This is a genomic window from Microcoleus sp. CAWBG27, assembly GCF_020883145.1.
GTDB lineage: Bacteria > Cyanobacteriota > Cyanobacteriia > Cyanobacteriales > Microcoleaceae > Microcoleus.
Genome location: NZ_JAHREU010000066.1, coordinates 23,186 through 41,166, shown reverse-complemented (window position 1 = coordinate 41,166; position 17,981 = coordinate 23,186). Strand labels below are relative to the sequence as shown.

Annotated in this window: 17 protein-coding genes; 15 read left to right on the top strand and 2 right to left on the bottom strand. The window is 43.4% G+C overall.

The genetic code is table 11. The features are described from left to right. Window positions 1-310: 310 nt before the first annotated feature. From QZ938_RS26825 to QZ938_RS26785, 9 genes are all read left to right on the top strand, one after another. Window positions 311-754: a hypothetical protein gene (locus tag QZ938_RS26825; protein WP_293150196.1), complete on the top strand. Its 444-nt coding sequence runs from the start codon at window positions 311-313 to the stop codon at window positions 752-754. Between the two features lie 24 nt (window positions 755-778). Then, the gene (locus tag QZ938_RS26820; RefSeq protein ID WP_293150136.1) at window positions 779-1,348 is read left to right on the top strand and encodes a Uma2 family endonuclease; all 570 of its coding nucleotides are present in this window, start codon (window positions 779-781) and stop codon (window positions 1,346-1,348) included. A gap of 95 nt (window positions 1,349-1,443) precedes the next feature. Continuing rightward, entirely contained in the window at window positions 1,444-2,814 is a 1,371-nt protein-coding gene (locus QZ938_RS26815) for a DNA phosphorothioation system restriction enzyme (RefSeq protein WP_293354538.1), read from the top strand. A 504-nt stretch (window positions 2,815-3,318) separates the two neighbouring features. Then, window positions 3,319-3,582 (top strand): hypothetical protein, encoded by a 264-nt coding sequence (locus QZ938_RS26810; RefSeq protein ID WP_293150132.1) that lies wholly within the window; start codon window positions 3,319-3,321, stop codon window positions 3,580-3,582. Further along, on the top strand, window positions 3,579-5,645 hold the full coding sequence (locus tag QZ938_RS26805) for an AAA family ATPase (protein WP_293354536.1): 2,067 nt from the start codon (window positions 3,579-3,581) through the stop codon (window positions 5,643-5,645). Before QZ938_RS26810 ends, QZ938_RS26805 begins: the two co-directional genes overlap by 4 nt. Further along, on the top strand, window positions 5,635-6,291 hold the full coding sequence (locus QZ938_RS26800) for a Uma2 family endonuclease (protein WP_293354534.1): 657 nt from the start codon (window positions 5,635-5,637) through the stop codon (window positions 6,289-6,291). Before QZ938_RS26805 ends, QZ938_RS26800 begins: the two co-directional genes overlap by 11 nt. A gap of 12 nt (window positions 6,292-6,303) precedes the next feature. Continuing rightward, window positions 6,304-6,624: a nucleoside triphosphate pyrophosphohydrolase gene (locus QZ938_RS26795; RefSeq protein WP_293337946.1), complete on the top strand. Its 321-nt coding sequence runs from the start codon at window positions 6,304-6,306 to the stop codon at window positions 6,622-6,624. 80 nt (window positions 6,625-6,704) lie between these two features. Next, window positions 6,705-7,175, top strand: coding sequence for a DNA phosphorothioation-associated protein 4 (locus QZ938_RS26790; RefSeq protein WP_293150124.1), 471 nt, complete (start codon window positions 6,705-6,707; stop codon window positions 7,173-7,175). A 13-nt stretch (window positions 7,176-7,188) separates the two neighbouring features. Then, window positions 7,189-8,202: an endonuclease/exonuclease/phosphatase family protein gene (locus QZ938_RS26785; protein WP_293354532.1), complete on the top strand. Its 1,014-nt coding sequence runs from the start codon at window positions 7,189-7,191 to the stop codon at window positions 8,200-8,202. A 56-nt stretch (window positions 8,203-8,258) separates the two neighbouring features. Here the strand turns inward: QZ938_RS26785 and QZ938_RS26780 are convergent, their stop codons facing one another. Further along, the gene (locus QZ938_RS26780; RefSeq protein ID WP_293354530.1) at window positions 8,259-9,851 is read right to left on the bottom strand and encodes a DGQHR domain-containing protein; all 1,593 of its coding nucleotides are present in this window, start codon (window positions 9,849-9,851) and stop codon (window positions 8,259-8,261) included. 193 nt (window positions 9,852-10,044) lie between these two features. Here QZ938_RS26780 and dndB point away from each other — a divergent pair, with 193 nt between their 5' ends. Further along, window positions 10,045-11,184, top strand: coding sequence for a DNA sulfur modification protein DndB (gene dndB / locus QZ938_RS26775; protein ID WP_293354528.1), 1,140 nt, complete (start codon window positions 10,045-10,047; stop codon window positions 11,182-11,184). A gap of 6 nt (window positions 11,185-11,190) precedes the next feature. On the opposite strand, the gene QZ938_RS26770 is transcribed toward dndB, so the two are convergent. Next, a complete protein-coding gene (locus QZ938_RS26770; protein WP_293150116.1) occupies window positions 11,191-12,366 on the bottom strand; it encodes a DNA sulfur modification protein DndB in 1,176 nt (391 codons plus the stop codon). A 172-nt stretch (window positions 12,367-12,538) separates the two neighbouring features. Here QZ938_RS26770 and dndC point away from each other — a divergent pair, with 172 nt between their 5' ends. The 5 genes from dndC (at window position 12,539) to QZ938_RS26745 (ending at window position 17,974) form a co-directional block, all read left to right on the top strand. Next, window positions 12,539-14,227 carry a DNA phosphorothioation system sulfurtransferase DndC gene (gene dndC, locus QZ938_RS26765; protein ID WP_293354540.1) on the top strand — a complete coding sequence of 563 codons (1,689 nt, stop codon included), beginning with the start codon at window positions 12,539-12,541 and terminating at the stop codon, window positions 14,225-14,227. 360 nt (window positions 14,228-14,587) lie between these two features. Then, window positions 14,588-15,040: an IS200/IS605 family transposase gene (gene tnpA, locus QZ938_RS26760; protein ID WP_293150114.1), complete on the top strand. Its 453-nt coding sequence runs from the start codon at window positions 14,588-14,590 to the stop codon at window positions 15,038-15,040. A gap of 10 nt (window positions 15,041-15,050) precedes the next feature. After that, a complete protein-coding gene (locus QZ938_RS26755; RefSeq protein ID WP_293150112.1) occupies window positions 15,051-15,215 on the top strand; it encodes a hypothetical protein in 165 nt (54 codons plus the stop codon). Between the two features lie 123 nt (window positions 15,216-15,338). Continuing rightward, entirely contained in the window at window positions 15,339-17,333 is a 1,995-nt protein-coding gene (gene dndD, locus QZ938_RS26750; protein ID WP_293150110.1) for a DNA sulfur modification protein DndD, read from the top strand. A 5-nt stretch (window positions 17,334-17,338) separates the two neighbouring features. Next, window positions 17,339-17,974, top strand: coding sequence for a restriction endonuclease subunit R (locus QZ938_RS26745; protein WP_293150108.1), 636 nt, complete (start codon window positions 17,339-17,341; stop codon window positions 17,972-17,974). Window positions 17,975-17,981: the final 7 nt, after the last annotated feature.

The following is a 17,981-nucleotide window of genomic DNA, read 5'->3' as shown; positions in this document are numbered from 1 at the left end:
GCTTTCAATATTCTGTTGAAAGCTTTGAGGGATACCTCCATGTCTGGTAAGCTGCAAGCTTTCCAGATTATGCCATACACAGTAGATTTGGGTGGATTCCTAGATTTACCGGGTTAAATGTATCTGTACTTATCTGTTAAATATTTTGCAATATAGCCTTTTTCAGTAACATGAGGTGCTCTTATGGGCATAGGGCATAGGGCATAGGGCATAGGGCATAGGGCATGGGGTTCCGCGGGCATAAGCCATTGGATTGGAACCTGCGTACCTCACCACGCTTGAGAACCGCTATAGTTTAGCCGTCAAATTTATGGAAGATTGGTCTAAAGATTTTTTTGAAGTCATGGAAAATGCTGTTTCTGAAGTAGAGCATTTTTTCACCGACATCGGCGAAGAGTTTGTCGAAATGCTGGACGTTTTGGTAAAAATTTCGGAAGAGTTTACTGAACAAGTACAAAATAACCTGATTGTTGAAGTTGATGGTTATTTAAATGAATTTGATGGTTATTTAAATGAATTTCTCGAACCAATAATTGAAATTTGCCGGGACTTTGAGCCGGATTTTGATGAGATAGATTCGTCGTTTGTGACTTATGTAGACCCTTCGCCGACGCAGCATCCGGTTTGTCGCGGTTGCATGAACTATCACGGTCAAGTTTACGGCGGAAATTTGTTGGTTTGTGCGATGCACCCTACTGGTGTGGAATCGGACAGTTGTCCTGATTGGGAAACTGACGGCGATGTGAATTTTTAAGAGTTTTTGAGGGTTGAATCGCTTATGCTAACGTCAATTCAGTCTCCGTCCAAGATTTCTCTGGAAGAGTTTTTGCTGATTCCAGAAACTAAGCCTGCTAGCGAGTATGTTGACGGTCAAATTTATCAAAAATCTATGCCGCAAGGAAAACACAGCACGTTGCAAACCCGTTTTGGGAATAGAATTAATCAGGTGGGAGAACCGCAAAAGTTAGCTTTTGCTTTTTCAGAATTGCGCTGCACTTTTGGAGGACGTTCTATTGTTCCAGATATCGCCGTGTTTGAGTGGTCGCGCATTCTTCTCAATGCTAATGGAGAAATAGAAAATAGGTTTAAAATTGTGCCGGATTGGACAATTGAGATTTTATTGCCGGATCAAAATCCAACTCGGGTTATTAATAATATTTTGTTTTGCTTAAATCACGGTGCTAAATTAGGTTGGTTGATTGACCCGGAAGAAAAATTAGTTCTGGTTTTTAAGCCGCAGCAGCAACCAGAGGGGAAGGAGGGTGAGGATATTTTACCTGTACTCGATGTGCTGTCTGATTTGCAACTGTCCGCGGATGACTTGTTTGGGTTGTTAAGTTTTAATTAGAAATGAGTTACAGTTGAATCAGGGAAGTTTGCATCTAACTACATTTTACAGTGAATCGATCGACCTTTAATCATTCGGAATTTGGGTTCCCGAGGATGCCGCCATCGCTGCAATTGCGACAGTATCAGCAACAGGCGGTTGATAATTGGTTTGCAAATCGGGGACGCGGTACGCTGAAGATGGCGACAGGTAGCGGCAAGACGATTACTGCGCTGGCGATCGCCACTGAATTATACAATAAAATTAACCTTCAAGTCCTGCTCGTAATTTGCCCGTACTGCCATCTGGTGAATCAGTGGGCGCGCGAATCGGAGAAATTTGGTTTAAAACCTATTTTAGCGTTTGATAACGCCCGCACTTGGCAAAAAAAGCTGGCTTCTGGTTTGTATGAAGTGCGATCTGGCGATTCCCTAGGGGATAGCTGCGCTTCACGGCTATTTCTGACAATCATCACAACTAACGCTACATTAATGTTGGATAGCTTGCGATCGCAAATCCGGTATTTCCCCGAAAAAACCCTAATTATTGGAGACGAAGTACACAACCTAGGCGCGCCCCGTTTAGGAGAAAGTTTACCCCGCAACATTGGACTCCGCCTCGCCCTTTCCGCCACTCCAGAAAGACACTTCGACGAACAGGGAACCGAAACTATCTTAGATTATTTCGGCCCAGTGTTGCAACCGGAACTCACCTTAGCCGACGCCATCCGTCAAAAAGCATTAGTACATTATTTATACTATCCGATTTTAGTTGAATTGACCGAATCGGAAACCCGCAAATATTCCTACTTAACTAAAAAAATTGGTTGGGCGCTGTCGGGCGAGGAAAAAATAGAACCAAATGATGCTTTAACAACCTTATTAATGCAGCGGGCTAGATTGATTGGGGCGGCGGCTAATAAATTAACAGCGTTGCGAGAACTAATGATGCACCGTCTCGACACATCCCATACATTATTTTACTGCGGCGACGGTGCGATCGAAGCAGGTGCGCGCCGCAGCAACCACCGCCAACTCACAGAAACCGCCAAATTATTAGGTTCAGAATTAGGTTATCGGATTAACACCTATACGGCGGCGACTCCCTTAGCAGAAAGAGAAAGATTGCGCCAACAATTTGAGAGTGGAGAATTGCAAGGTTTAGTCGCGATTCGCTGTTTGGATGAAGGCGTTGATATTCCAGCAATTCGCCATGCTGTAATTTTAGCAAGCAGCAGCAATCCGCGCCAGTTTGTTCAGCGCCGGGGACGAATCTTGCGGCCGCATCCAGGGAAAGAAAGGGCAACTTTATTTGATATGATAGTTTTGCCTCCAGATTTGGGTCGAGAAAGTTTAGAAGTCGAGCGTAACTTGCTGCGAAAAGAGTTAAAGCGCTTCCTGGAATTTGCCGATTTAGCTGACAATGCTGGGGAAGCTAGGGTCAAATTGGTGCAAATTCAAAAACGTTACGGATTGTTGGATATTTGACATTTATTCAGGTTCGGTTTATCTTAAAAAGATATAATTATTCGATCGCAGTTTGACCAGTTAGTTTAGTTTGGTGGCACGCACAGACCTCAGAAACCTGCTTTTTTCCTAAATTTCTCGTTTCTCGTCAAAATCGTAGAAACCGGGTTTCTTTGCAGATTTCTCGTGACACGACAGCAAAACTCGTAGAAACCCGGTTTCTCACCCCACGCGTCACTCTGAATGTTTTGATTTTGGCAACAAAACAACTAAGTTAACTTAATTAAATATCCAATAAACATGACTCAAAAGCAAGCTGCCATAAGCCTTATTCCTTCTTCCTTATTTTTACCCCCTAGCCTGGCCTTATAGCCTTCTTCCATCGGACTGAATCCGTTACATCCGTTACATCGGTTGAGCGAATCCGTTGCCCAACTTCCTTCTTCCATCGGACTGAATCCGTTACATCCGTTACATCCGTTACATCCGTTACAGAATCCGTTGCCGAACTTCCTTCTTCTACTTATGACTGAAAATCTGGTTAGGGCTTTTAGATATGGAGATAGTGCGATCGCACCCGTACCGATCGCTATTTTAGCAGAAAAGCGTTCCAGCTATCATACTGACAAAGACTTGAGCGACGTACAGCAACCAATTACCACCGCGCCGCCGGAAGTCAGACAAATTATCGAGCGCGTATTGGAACTGGAAAAAGATAAACTATATATGAGAGTTCCCCGCTATATTAGCGATGACATTTTGAAAATAATTAAGGAAGCGGTTCTATGAAATTAATGTCAATTGTTCTGTGCAATTTTCGGCAATTTTACGGCCAAACTCCCGAAATCAAGCTAGCTTGGGGCGAACAAAACATCACGGTAATTCATGGCAATAACGGCGCCGGAAAAACAGCTTTAATGAACGGCTTTACTTGGGTGCTGTATGAAAAATTCAGCGCAGCTTTTGCGGTGGGAGAACAATTAGTCAATAAACGCGCCCTTGCGGAAGCCAAATCTGGCAAAAAAGTAGATTGTTGGGTAGAGATTATTTTTGAACATGACACAAGTCACTATAAAGTAAGACGTGCTTGCCGCGTTTATAAAGGTGAAAATAATGTAGAACATGGCAAGAACGAATTATTCTTGCAAATATCAAAAGATGACGGGCGCTGGATGCCGTCGGCGCAGCATCCAGACGATATTATCGGGCGGATTTTGCCGGAAAGTCTGCATCAATATTTCTTTTTTGATGGAGAACGAATCGAGCAAATTGTCCGTCACGACAAGAAAGAAGAAATTGCTGAAGCTACAAAGGAATTGCTGGGAGTAGAGGTATTGAGTCGATCTATCCGACATTTGGGAGAAGCCAAAAAGTCTCTAGAAAATGATTTAAAAACGATTGGCGGTTCCGAAATCAAGAAACTTTTAAAAGAAAAGCAAAAGCTTCAAGAAGAAAAAGATAAACTTTTACAAAAGCAAGTAGAAGTTGAGAAAGAATTGACCAACCAAGGTGAATTAAAAAAAGTAGTAAATGCTAGTTTGCTGGAACTCAGTGGTTCTGCTGAGTTGCAAAAATTGCGGAATGAATTAGAAATGCAGCAAACTTTGCTTAAACAACAAAATGCTACCCATTTAGATGCTATAAAAAGAGAAATCTCTGTGCGCGGTTATACGATATTTATGTCGGATGTGGCGGCTGAATTTGAAACGCTGATCGCTGATTTGCGGGAAAAAGGCGAGTTGCTTTCGGGGATTCAACGGCCATTTTTGGAACAGTTATTAGTACAGCAGCGGTGTATCTGCGGTGCCCAATTGGTGGAGGGTTCAGAAGCTTGCAAAAATGTCACGGGTTGGATGAATAAAGCCGGTGCTGGGGATGTGGAAGAAACTACGATCCGAATTAGCGATCGCATAAATGAGATCGATCGCCAAATAGCTGATTTTTGGGACGAAATCGATCGCCAACAAAGCAATATCAGTCGCGGTAGATCCGAACTTTCTCGCGTGGAAAGCCAGTTAGACGACATTCACACCAAGCTAAAAAACTTCCCTAACGGCGATGTCAGCCGCTTGCAAAAGCGCTTGGATGAGATTGAGGCAAAAATTGGCGATTTGCAGCGAGAAACAGGCTCTAACCAGCAGCAGATTGAGAGTTTGACTGCCCAGATAGCGGTTTTGGACAAGCAAATCGACAAGCAGCAACTGAACGAGGAAAGGCAAGTCTTGGCCCAGCGCCGGATTGCTGCGTCTCAGGATGCGATCGATCGCCTGACAGAAGTGCGATCGCGTTTAGAAAAACAGTTTTGTTCTCATTTAGAAAAGCGAGTTCAAGATATTTTCAGTCAAATTTCTTTTACTCCTTACATCCCCAAATTGAGCGACAAATACGAACTAAGCCTAGTAGAAAACACCTCAGGCAAAGAATCTCTAGTCGCCGCTTCGACGGGAGAAAATCAAATCCTCAGTTTGTCATTTATCGGCGGGATTATTGAGGGAGTGCGCGAGTGGAGTCAAAAAAATACTTTGATGGGCCCGGATAGCAGTACGTTTCCCATTGTCATGGATTCTCCATTTGGCAGTTTGGACGAGATTTATCGCAAACAAATTGCAAACAAACTGCCAAAGTTAGCAAATCAACTCATAGTTTTGGTAACGAAAACTCAGTGGCGCGGAGAAGTAGCCCAAGAGATGGAAAGTGCGATCGGTAAAGAATACGTACTGGAGTACAATTCTCCTAAAGCTGATTGTCAAGAAGATTCGATCTACCTGGGAGGGACGCGCTATGCTTTAGTTAAGCGCAGTCCCGACGAATTTGAATATACAAAAATTGTAGAGGTGGATTATGGCTTCTAATTCGGCAATTAAGCAGATTTTGGAAACAGATACTTGGGTGAAAGCAACATGGGAAGAGTTTCTAGCCTTCGCTGATGATTCTACCTGGGAAAAAGGCAAGTTTTATTACGATCGAGAACAAATGAGGGTAGAAATGTCACCAGTAGGGCCATTGCACGCGCGTCATAATTCAATTATCCCGTATGTAGTTATTCTGTTTGCTGCATTGAGAAATATCCGAGTAGTTCAATTTGCTAATGCCAGTTTCCGCAAAACAGGTATTCGTGAGTTTCAACCCGATCTAGCTTACTACATCGGTTCGGATTTGAGGGTTCCTCCTAATGACAGCAATTCACCTGTTAATTTGAATGAATACGATCCGCCTAATTTGGTAATAGAAATTGGCGCATCTTCTTTTAGTGATGATTTGGGTAACAAGCGGTTGCTTTATGAAGACGCAGGAATTAGCGAATATTGGGTTGAACGTGCAAACACGCGGGAAGTTTTTGCCTTTGCAATTAATGGCGGAAGTAGTGGCAGAATTCAACATTCGCGGGTTTTACCTGGGCTAGAAATCGCGTTAGTTGAGGAAGCCTTAAATCGCAGTCAAACTCAAGATGATGGAGAAATCAATCGCTGGTTGATTCAAAATTTTAGTCAAAGTTAAAGGAAGCCTGAGATGGAAAAAGAGTACAATAAGTTGGTGCGCGATCGCATTCCTGAAATTATTCGACAAAGCGGCAACGAATGCGAAACTGCTGTTTTGTCAGATGAAGAATACCGTCAAGCTTTGCGGCAAAAATTAATTGAAGAAGCGACAGAAGTCGCCGAGGCTGACGGGGAGAATTTGATAGAGGAATTGGCTGATTTGTATGAAGTGATAGATGCGCTGATGGCGAGTTATGGTATTTCGGAAAATTGCATTTTAAACGCGCAAGCCAAGCGCCGGGAAAACAGAGGTGGTTTTGCACAAAAAATCATGCTATTGCGGACATTGTAAACAGTTGACAGTTGACAGTTGACAGTTGACAGTTGACAGTTGACAATTGACAGTTGACAGTTACCAATTCCAATTACCAAATGGCTGCCAACAGAATTAGAATTGCTAAAGACAAAGCCGATTTAGTTAAATCCTTAACTTTATCCGACAACAAAACCGGGCCTTTCCAGACATACGCCGATGTCATCGCCTTCGCCGCCTCCTTAGGAAATAAGCGGAAAAAACGATCGCCCTTAGGGGAAATTTCCAAACGCGAACCCGGTTCAATCGATGTTGATATTTTTGTATCGAGGGGCTACGATATGGCAATCAAGCTAATTGCGATCGGCGAAACCAAAAATCCGCAAATTCTCTCCCATCTCGACGAAAAATCAGAGGCAGAACGCTTGCAAATTTTTGAAGAATATGCTAATGGCGGCCTGGAAATTTTGCGAGAAGAATTTCGGGGTGCCGCCGATTATACCGATCGCCTTTTGTTGTTCTTAATTTCTGAAAGGGACAATAAACATCGGTCAAATGAAGAATTCGATTTAAGCAAGTTCTTATTCTGAATTAACTATAATTATGATTCATAGATACTTCAAACAAGCTGTAATTTTTTTCGCTTACAGCTACTCAGCCTTCATTATCGGCTACTTCATTCTCAGACTAATCTTTTGGGATCGGCTGTGGATTGTTGCTTTTATTGGCACTTTCAGTCCCTTAATTTTATTGCCAATTTTATTTTTACCCATACTAGCATTTTCAATTATCAAAAACCGCTGGTTCTCTATTATTTCATCAATTGCCTGCATTCTACTCCTAAGCTGGCTGCATCTCAAATACTTTTCCCCCGAATCAACCAGCCTCACAGATTCCCATCCCAGCCTGAAAATATTATCGCATAACGTCGGTTGGTATACAACTAAGTCGCCAACTCTAGTTAAACTTATCGAGCGAGAACAACCGGATATTGTATTTTTACAAGAAACTGTTCGCCCGCATAGGAAAAGAGTTTTTAATGTGTTAAAAACAAACTATCCCTATCAAGTAGACACTCCGCCTGTAGGAATTCTCAGTAAGTATCCGATTTCATCCAGCGAAATATTGCACTTAGCCGATCATCCAGAAACGCAGCAGCGGGCAATTGTTAATTTCAAGCAGCAAGAGATAGTCATTTACAATATGCAAGCAACCGGCCCGTGGGTTAAAATCTATAAAATATGGCCTTTTCTAAAAATTCCTGTTTACAAATACAAACAACGCTTTCCCGAAATTCAAGATTTAGTAGAGCGAATTCAGCAAGAAACTTTGCCAGTAATTGTCGCGGGCGATTTTAACATGACAGACGAATCTCAAGACTACTACAGCGTGCAGAAAGTTTTGCAAGATGCTTTCCTCAAATCTGGGTTTGGGTTTGGTTTTACCTGGCCTCGCGGTTTCTTTGCGAAAAGAATTAACTTGCACTTAACTTATCCGGTTTGCCGCATTGATTATATTTGGCATTCAAAGCATTGGGGTGCTAAATCGAGTTCTGTTTTAGAAGCAACGGAATCGGATCATTTGCCCGTAGCAGCGGAACTAATTTTGTTACAATGAATTAGTATGCAGAACTTTGGCGTGGTATTGACACCTGAACTACCGATTATCATAGTTTAGCTCAGCACGGGCGGCAATCCCACCTCTTTTGGATGCACAAACCTGCTATTAAAACTAACAGCTTTATCCTCAAAAGTCCTCGCTTGGGCCACCGCTTGCCGCAAATGAGCCCGATCCATATCGTCCTCAATTCCCGCAACCAAATATACAATTAACTTCGTGGCTAAATCCCTTCCAGAAACTAGCATTCGCTTTTTATTCGGATCGTACAAAATCCCGTACCACGCAGACTCAGGATTCTCCATGTAGCTAAATCCTTCATCCACATCATACCTGCGGAGTTTGTCGAAAACAGATGTCAGCGACAATTTCTTTCTAAATACTAGAATTCCCAAAGCATTAGCTAAAGCAATTTGACCGACTGGACGAAACAAAATATTGCCCTCGCCACCAGGCTTCTCAAAACTAAATCGGCGCAATTCTGCTGTTTCTTCGCTGCTTTCAATTCTTTGATAGCTGGGCAAAGTTGCTAAATGATCGAACAATTTATGAAACTCTTCTATTCCCTCTTTCAGTTCCTCATCTTCCGGACGCATGGGAATTAAACCTTTTCTTTCCGGCTTCCAATGGGGGAATTTATGTTCTAAATACCGCCCGGCCATATCTTGCAGCGCTTGCAATGTGGTTAACACTGTTGATTTGGCTGCGACTGTCGCACTATCCCAATTAACGCGGGGGTTTCTATCATCTTGTTCTTTTAATAAGGGATGGGTGACGGCAATTTTGCGGGCGCAGATGGCAAATCCATTATCTTCGTTCAATAATGCTAGCTGTCCCTGACTCAGAGTTACCGCCATCAGGTTAACGTGCACAAAGATCGATCGCACTCGCCGCTGTGCTTGTTGCCGCGTTTCCCCCGCCACAGCCGCCGGGATAAACTCAATTCCGATTTTTTCGTGAGCTAATTTATACACTGTTTCGGGGTCAATTTGATACTCTTGGGCTAAATCTTCGAGAGTAATTGCATCGCCGACAGGTTTTTTGTTTTTGTTGTATCTTTGCAGAATTCCGGTTTTAATTAAACTCATTAAACCTTGAACTCCCATCAGCCGGTGCTGACCGTCTAAGGCAAAAATCGAGACTTTTTGAGAGACATCCAACAGCCCTAAATTCCCATTTTTATCAAAGGATATGAATTCAGCAGCGGATGTAGTCGCGACGCCATTTTCATCCCATTCTTGGGCGTGAGGATTGTCTATCCACGGGGGACTGACGACGACTAAAACGGCGGGGAATTTGTGCGATTTTCGGGCTGCTAAATATTGAGTGAGGGCTGCTTGGCGCGACCAATCTAAGGGGCGCTGGATAATTTCGTCAATGGTTTCGTCGTCGCGGACGATGTTGTTAGTTTGGAGGTCGAACTTTTGCCGGAAAAGCGGCATTTGCGAGGCGAAGCGGACGCGGGAGTCCAACCATTCTAGGGTGACTGAACCGATGTAGGCTTCGCTGTTTCCCATCTGGGTTTTTTGGACGAAAATGCGATCGTCCTTTCCTAAATAATTATCTAATAACAGTGCGATTTGTTGTCTTTCGCGATTTTCTTTTTCCAAAAATTGGTTAGCGAGGTCATCCGCTGGCTTGGTAGTCATTGGTAGTTTTTATATTATTTGGGTATTTTTTCAAAAATATCATGAGTTAAATTTTATGTCAACAGTTGTTTTTTAAAAATATTTGTGAAATACTTAACTTATCTTGCGATAGCCCGGACACATACCACAAGCCAGACAAAAAGTCAATAAATGTTAATTCCCATTCCCGATGCCCAATTCCCAATTCTAAATTATGTCTACTCCTTCTTTTGAATACATTTTGCCGGTAATTCGGGGCATTCAAGCGGGCCGTGAATATTACGTGTCGATGTGTCCTGTGCGTTTTTTACCGAAATTGTTCCCCTTAGAATCAGAAGATTTGCCACCGGAAATGCGGGCAAAACGCACGCTGAATCAAACTCGGATTCCTGAAATTGCTGATTATTTTGTCAAAAATTCTGGGAATTATACTTGTGGGGCGATCGCTGCTTCAATCGATGCGGATATTACTTTTGAAGCGGTGGGAAACGAAGCCGAAGAACGAAAAATCGGTCGTTTGCGAGTGCCGATGGATGCTAAGTTTACTATTAATGACGGACAGCACCGGCGCGCGGCTTTTGAGATGGCTTTGAGGGAAAATCCGCAGTTGGGATACGAGACGGTGGCGCTGATTTTGTTTCTTGATATTGGGTTGGAAAAATCGCAGCAAAAGTTTGCCGATTTGAACAATTTTCAAGTTCCTTTGGAGTCGTCGCTAAGTGTACTTTACAACCACCGGGGCGATCGCGCAAGGTTGGTGAAGGCGGTTGTTAAGCAGGTTGAGGTTTTCCGGTGTTTGACGGAGATGGAGAGGGGGAGTTTGAATGGGCGATCGCCCAAATTGTTTGCGCTAAGTGCGATCGACCGTGCTATCATGGCTTTGCTGTCTGATATGGAGGTCAGCAAACACGCGAAACCCTCTCGTTACCGCGCCACAAAACAGGAAAAAGAGGAAGAACTCGCTCAAAAAATAGAACTGGCGGTTAGTTATTGGAATGCGGTTTGCAGTTTTATTCCAGATTGGCAATTAGTGCTGCACAAGCAAGTGGCGGCGGGGGAAATCCGCCGGAATTGCGTGCACTGTCACAGTGTTGTGCTGGAGAGTTTGGGCGAAGTTGGGGCGAGTTTGCGATCGGTTTTTCCCGATCGTTGGGAGGAACGTTTAACTGCTTTGCGCGAGGTTGATTGGTCGTTTTCTAATCCTGATTGGGAGGGTGGGATTTTGGCGAAAGGGGGGATTTCGCGATCGAGGGCGAGTGTTACTTGGATGACTGATTATTTGAGAAAGCGCCTGGGTTTGGAAACCGCAGATGGATCGCGGGCGGGGCGCGCGTGCCACAATCCAGGCGGATAATATGGCTTAAATCCATTCTAGATGGGCTTTTACTTTGTTGACTGCCATTTTTACAGCATTAACACTAGCTGTTATTCTATAGTTACGGACAAGATTATTTGGCTTATTGTCCGACAAAACCACATTTCCCTCCCAAAGATGGCTTTTTCTTGACCAATCAAGCTGAGCAAGTTCTGATACTCGTTCTGGATCGAAGCAATAGCTATCAGCATCATAAGTGCAGTAGAGTAACTTTCCTAATATTTCTATTCCCACACTTCTGCCCAGTAAACAATTTTCTTTAAAGTCATCAATTTCATCAACTGTCAAATCATCAGATTCTGTCTCATAAATGTATTGAGTTAGACTGCATTCAGTAAATAATTGATTGAGGCAACTAATTATAGCTGCCGAGCATTCTGATAGATCGTAATCTTTCAGCTCGTTATTGGGATCGTTAGCAAAAGCGCAACTGACAGCCTTGGCTACATAATTCATTGTATATATTCGCTTTTCTTTAGAGGATGGAGAACCTTTAACTTTCTCTGTTTTGCCCTTAAAAATTGGCACTTGTTCAATTAACTGTTTGGAAATACCTATTCTACCTTCCATTTCGCCAAAGGACAAGAGTAACGATTTATCCAGCGCTTTTGTTTGCGCCATATCTCTAAAGTCTCTTTGACACTGATTAAAGTTGCCTTCTAAAACAAGCGTAATTGGGAAATCATTATCTCCTATTAACTCGCCGTTAGCACTCTCAATCAATTCGTGAATCGCTCGCTTGCGGTGCTGTCCATCGGTAATATCTAACTTAACACCACGAGGGATAACTACTAAGCAAATTCCCCGACTTAGTTCGATAATTTCAATCTTTTCTGGATCGACATTTGCAGTGAGTGTACCCACAATCCAGGGTTGGTCTTTTTTAACGCGCTTGAGAATGTACTCCTTGACTTCCTCAGCATGGCCCTTAATCTCTGGACGATTTTTGCCAGACTCAGGCTCGTTATTTGTAGAAGGTTTTGCTTGAAGGAGAGTAGGCAAATCATCAGCAGGCACGTTGAATTGTACCATTTTTCGCTTTCCATGCTGAAAGATTAAGCCCGGATAGCACTTCTGACGGTGGTATCTGGCGAAGTACGGCTCAAGGAATTCATCTAGTCGCGGGTTGAGTTCTGGCTGATTCGAGCTGTCATTAGCCATAGCTTGTAAATTAATTTAAAGGTTAATATTTAATTGTAAATCATCACGGGTTATAGTAGTCAAGCAGACTATTATGCTCAAAGCTCAACGATCGAGGGCAAACAATTATGTTGCGTCACCGGGTGGAATTCACAGCACAACTGTTGCTCCTTGGCAAGGGGAGATTAGTAAAATGACACAAGCTCAACAGATTCAACTATTCCCACCGCGCAGCGTTAAGCAGTTAGTGGATGATGTAGAAAAGTTAACTCAAGAAATTCAGGATTTGTATTGTAGCGATGAAATTCCCTGGGTTTTAGGCGTATCTTTTGGAAAAGATTCGAGCGCAGTATTGCAGTTAATATGGAATGCGATCGCAGCACTGCCACTAGAAAAACGCACAAAAACAATTCATTTAATTTCAACAGATACGCTGGTAGAAAATCCGATTATTTCTACCTGGGTTCGCAATTGCATTAAACAGGTCAAGCTAGCAGCTAACCAGCAAAAAATGCCTGTAGAACCCCATCTGCTTCATCCTTCCGTTCAAGAAACATTCTGGGTATGCTTAATTGGCAAAGGCTATCCAGCACCTCGAAATGGATTTCGGTGGTGTACCGATCGCATGAAAATTCAACCTGTCAATGATTTTATCCGTGAAATGGTAAGATCCCACGGTGAAACTATTGTTGTCTTAGGTACTCGCAAGGCTGAAAGCAGCAAACGCGCTGCAACAATGAAAAAGCATGAAGTAGGTAGATTGCGCGATCGATTGAGTCCTAATTCTCGTTTGATTAACTCTCTAATCTACACTCCTGTTGAAGATTGGCGTGATGATGAAGTTTGGCTTTATCTAATGCAGTATCCTAACCCTTGGGGAGGTGACAATAAAGACTTGTTTACCATGTATCGTGGTGCAACAGCAGATAATGAATGCCCTCTAGTTGTTGATACTTCTACCCCAAGTTGTGGAGACTCTCGATTTGGCTGCTGGGTTTGTACAATGGTAGACCAAGATAAGTCTATGCAGGCAATGATCTTGAATGATGAAGAGAAAGAATGGATGCAGCCTCTACTCGATATTCGCAACGAATTAGACATTAAAGACGATCGCCCAAAAAGAGACTTCCGTCGCATCTACGGTAGAGTAGAACTGTTTGAACGCAACATGGGCGACGACACAACCTCCGTCGAACCCATCCCAGGGCCCTACACCAAATTCTGGCGAGAACACTGGCTGAGACGAGTCTTGGAAGCACAAACCCACATCCGCAAAACCGCCCCCTTAGAAATGCGCGACATCACCTTAATTACCCCGGAAGAACTTAGCGAAATCCGCCGCATTTGGCTGGAACAAAAGCACGAATTTGATGATAGTTTGCCCCGAATTTACGAAGAAGTCACCGGCGAACGTTTTGAAGACAGCCGCCCCGCCGCCGAAAGAAAACTTTTGGGTAGCGATGAATGGACTGTACTCGAAGAAATGTGCGAGGACAAAATGCACTTGGAATTGATGGCAAAACTTCTGGATACAGAACGCCAATATTATACCAAACCCCGCCGTACAGGGATTTACGGAGATTTGGACAAATGCTTTGAAACCAGTTCGCGATCGCAGGAAGAAGCCATTAGCAACGCCCACTATCAACGGAATCTCAAAAAAGCGGTGGAAGATGTCAAGGCAAATCCGGCCCTGAATATTCAGCAAGTCAAAAATGCGATCGCCCAAACTAACACTTCCGCAAAATCCGATACCGTCGATATTGCCAAACTCAAAGAAGAACTTGAAAGCAGCAGCAACGAAGACAAGCAGTTATCTTGGGCGGATATCAAATATTCAACTCCAGATATCGGAGGGGGAAAAGAGGAAAAATTAGGATAATGTCGATAATTGGCGATCGGGCTTATCCACAAACCCGCCGGGAATTGAAATCCCCGTCTCATAGCGAAAGTCGGTTAAAACCGACTGAATAGCTCAATTCGATAATTGGCGATCGGGCTTACTTACAAGTCCGCCGGGGATTGAAATCCCCGTCTCATAGCGAAAGTCGGTTAAAACCGACTGAAGGGCCAAATTCCACAATTACCGACTTCAGTCCTCTTTAAGAGGACTTTCGCTATGAGACAGGGATTTCAATCCCTGTCGGACTGTCGGACTGACAAAAAGCGCGATTGACCCCGATCGCCCCCGATCGAACTTTGAGTATTCGCTGATATCTACCTAAAAAAAGGAAAAATGCTTATGGCAATGTGGCGGCTGTACTATCATTTAGTTTGGGCAACAAAAGAGCGACAGCCTCTCATATCTCCCGCAAAAGAAACAGAACTTTACTCTTATATCATCGGCAAAGCAGACACTCTCAATTGCATCCTCCATGCGATCGGCGGCACAGAAAATCACATCCATTTAATAGTTTCTATTCCTCCGACACAATCGATCGCTGAATTCGTTAAAAATATTAAAGGTAGTAGCAGCCGTTATCTCAATCAAACTTTACAAAATTCCAATAAATTTGCGTGGCAAGAGGGATACGGAGTATTTTCTTTAGGACAAAGACAACTCGAACAAGCAGTCGCTTATGTTATTAATCAAAAGGAACATCACTTGCAAAAAACCACAAACTCACATCTCGAACAAATGACTCATCAAGACGATTCACCCACCCGGTGGCACCCAAATTCACCAGAGAATTAATTGAAAAATATTGGCAGACTCCCCGATTTTTGGCATCTCCTGCTATCCGGACTCTTACGGGCGATCGGTTTTACCCGCAGTCCGCCGGGGATTGAAATCCCCGTCTCATAGCGAAAGTCGGTTAAAACCGACTGAAGAACCAAATCAAACGATCGCCGACTTCAGTCCTCTTTAAGAGGACTTTCGCTATGAGACAGGGATTTCAATCCCTGTCGGATTATGAGACTCACCGATCGACCCCGATCGCACCCACCAACTCTCATCCCACCAACCAACAACATCTACATCTACATCTACAATGCAATTCCTCGAACTCGTCCTCAAAAACTTCGGCCCCTACGCAGGCATCCAAACCATCAATCTCCGCCCCGAAAAAGACGGAAATCCCTGCCCGATCGTCCTATTTGGCGGCATGAATGGCGGCGGCAAAACCACCCTCATAGACGGCATTCGCCTCGCCCTTTACGGCGGCAGAGCCCAATGTTCCACCAGAGGAAATTTAAGCTACAGCGACTTTCTGAATCAATCAGTCAACCGCCACACTCCACCATTAGACGATACCCGCGTCGAATTAATATTTGAACAAGTCCAAGACGACAAATTAACCCAATACAAAATAGTCAGATACTGGACAAAAAATGACACCAAAGATAACTTAAGCATTCTCATATATAGTGAAGTAGTCAATGATTGGTGGTCAGATAAAGCCATTACTAAAACCTGGGATGAATATATCGAAACCCTTTTACCAGTCGGCATATCCAACCTATTTCTGTTTGATGGCGAACAAGTCAAAGAATTAGCAGAACTTGAAACCCCCCCCGAGTTTGTCGTTGGGGCAATTAAATCTCTTTTAGGTTTAGAATTAGCAGAACGCCTCGCCGTTGATTTAGAAATATTAGCTAGTCGAAAACGCAAAGCAATTGCGGACAAAAAAGACTTGGCCGCTTTAGAAAAAATCGAACAAACTTTTCAGGATATTACTCAAAAAACCGCCGATGCAAAAGAAAAACAAGCCAGCTTTAAAACCAAATTAGAGAAAGCTCAAAAAAATCAGCAACAAGCATCCGAGAAATTTATTTATCAAGGTGGTAAAATAGCAGCCGATCGCAGTCAACTAGACAGACAACTAGATGACTACAAAAATCAGGCAGAAAAAACCCGTAAAACCATGATGGAATTAGCCTCAAATACGCTACCACTAGCGCTAATTCCTTCCCTACTAACCGCAGCCAAAACCCAAGCAGAAACAGAAGCCAGCCAGCAGCAAGCAAAAATCGCTCAAAATGTAATCAAACAAAGAAGCGATCGCCTGCTGAACTATATCGCCGAAATCTCATTAAATGCCCAACAACTAGATAAAATTCAAGACTTTATCCGCCAAGAAGACCAAGAACTCGAACAGCAAGCAGGAACAGACATTCCGCCCTGGATGAACGCCGATGAAAATAGCATCCAGCAACTAGAAAACCTGCTTAGCTACCAAATCCCAGCCCAGCAAACCGCCACCGCCGAACAAATAGCAGAAATCAAAAACATCGAAGCAGAAATCGACTTCACAGATAGACAAATCGCAGGTGCAGCTTCCCCCGAAGCCTACGAGAAACTAGAATTGGCAGTGAAAAATGCTCAACAAGTAGTTGCTGATGCAGCCGCCGACTTGGAATCAGCCAACCGCCGCATCGATGAATTAGAGAAAGAATTAGCCAAAACCCAAAAAGAACTGGAAACCTACAGCAGCGAATATATCACCATCAGAAACAGCCAACACGTCATCGCCTCCATCGCCAAAGCCCAAGCTACCCTGAAACAGTTCAAAGAAAAACTCACCCTCAAAAAACTCAACAAACTCGAAGTAGAAATTACCGACTGTTTCCGCTATTTGCTGCACAAAACCGATTTAGTGCACAGAGTTGCGATCGACACTGACACATTTAGCCTGTCAATTTACGATCCAGAAGGCAAACCAGTACCCAAACACAGACTTTCGGCTGGGGAAAAACAACTGCTGGCGATCGCCTTTTTGTGGGGATTGGCCAGAGTATCGGGTAGATTGTTACCAGTGGCGATCGACACTCCCCTGGGCCGCCTCGACTCATCTCACAGAAACCACCTAGTTGAAAAGTATTTCCCCTCAGCCAGCCACCAAGTTATCCTGCTTTCTACGGACACAGAGATTACCAAATTAGAATATGATAAGCTGCAAGAATTGGAGGCGATCGCCCACAGCTACATCCTGAAATACGACTCTGCCAAACGCCAAACCACTGTGGAAGAAGGTTATTTTTGGTAAAATCTATGGTAAATATCCTACAAGCACAAGCCGTAAACCTCCGCGATCTAATCGATCAATTTGGCATTCAGTTAGTCGAAGATGAGCAATTTTTTCGCGAATGGCAAGACAACCTCCCCGAACTGACTGACTTAGACAAGCAACTTCTAGACAAAGTAAAAGCAGGTTATATTAACTTGCTCAATTACCCGCCTTTGCTAGAAAATGTGATTCGGATGTCTGTACTAGATCCGATGCTTTTTATCGGAGATTTTTACTTGACCCCATTTTATGTAAAAGCGGAAACATCTGTAGAAATTGTTAGCGAAGATGAGGGAACTATCATCCGAGGAAAGATGGATACTTTAGTATTAAGAGACCAATTCTGGGTGATGGTGATCGAATCCAAAAAAGCAGGATTTTCTATTGAAGAAGGACTTGCACAAATCCTTGCTTATATGCTATGTAACCCTTACCCAGATAAACCCAGCTACGGTCTGATTAATGCTGGAGGAAGTTTCATATTTGTTAAATTGGTGAAGGCAGAAGTACCTCTATATGCTTTGTCTGACCCTTTTGATATTCGCAGACGGGGTAATGATTTGTACACTGTTCTCAGAATTATGAAGCGTTTGAGTCAATTAGTAGTCTTATCAACCTAGGGTTAAA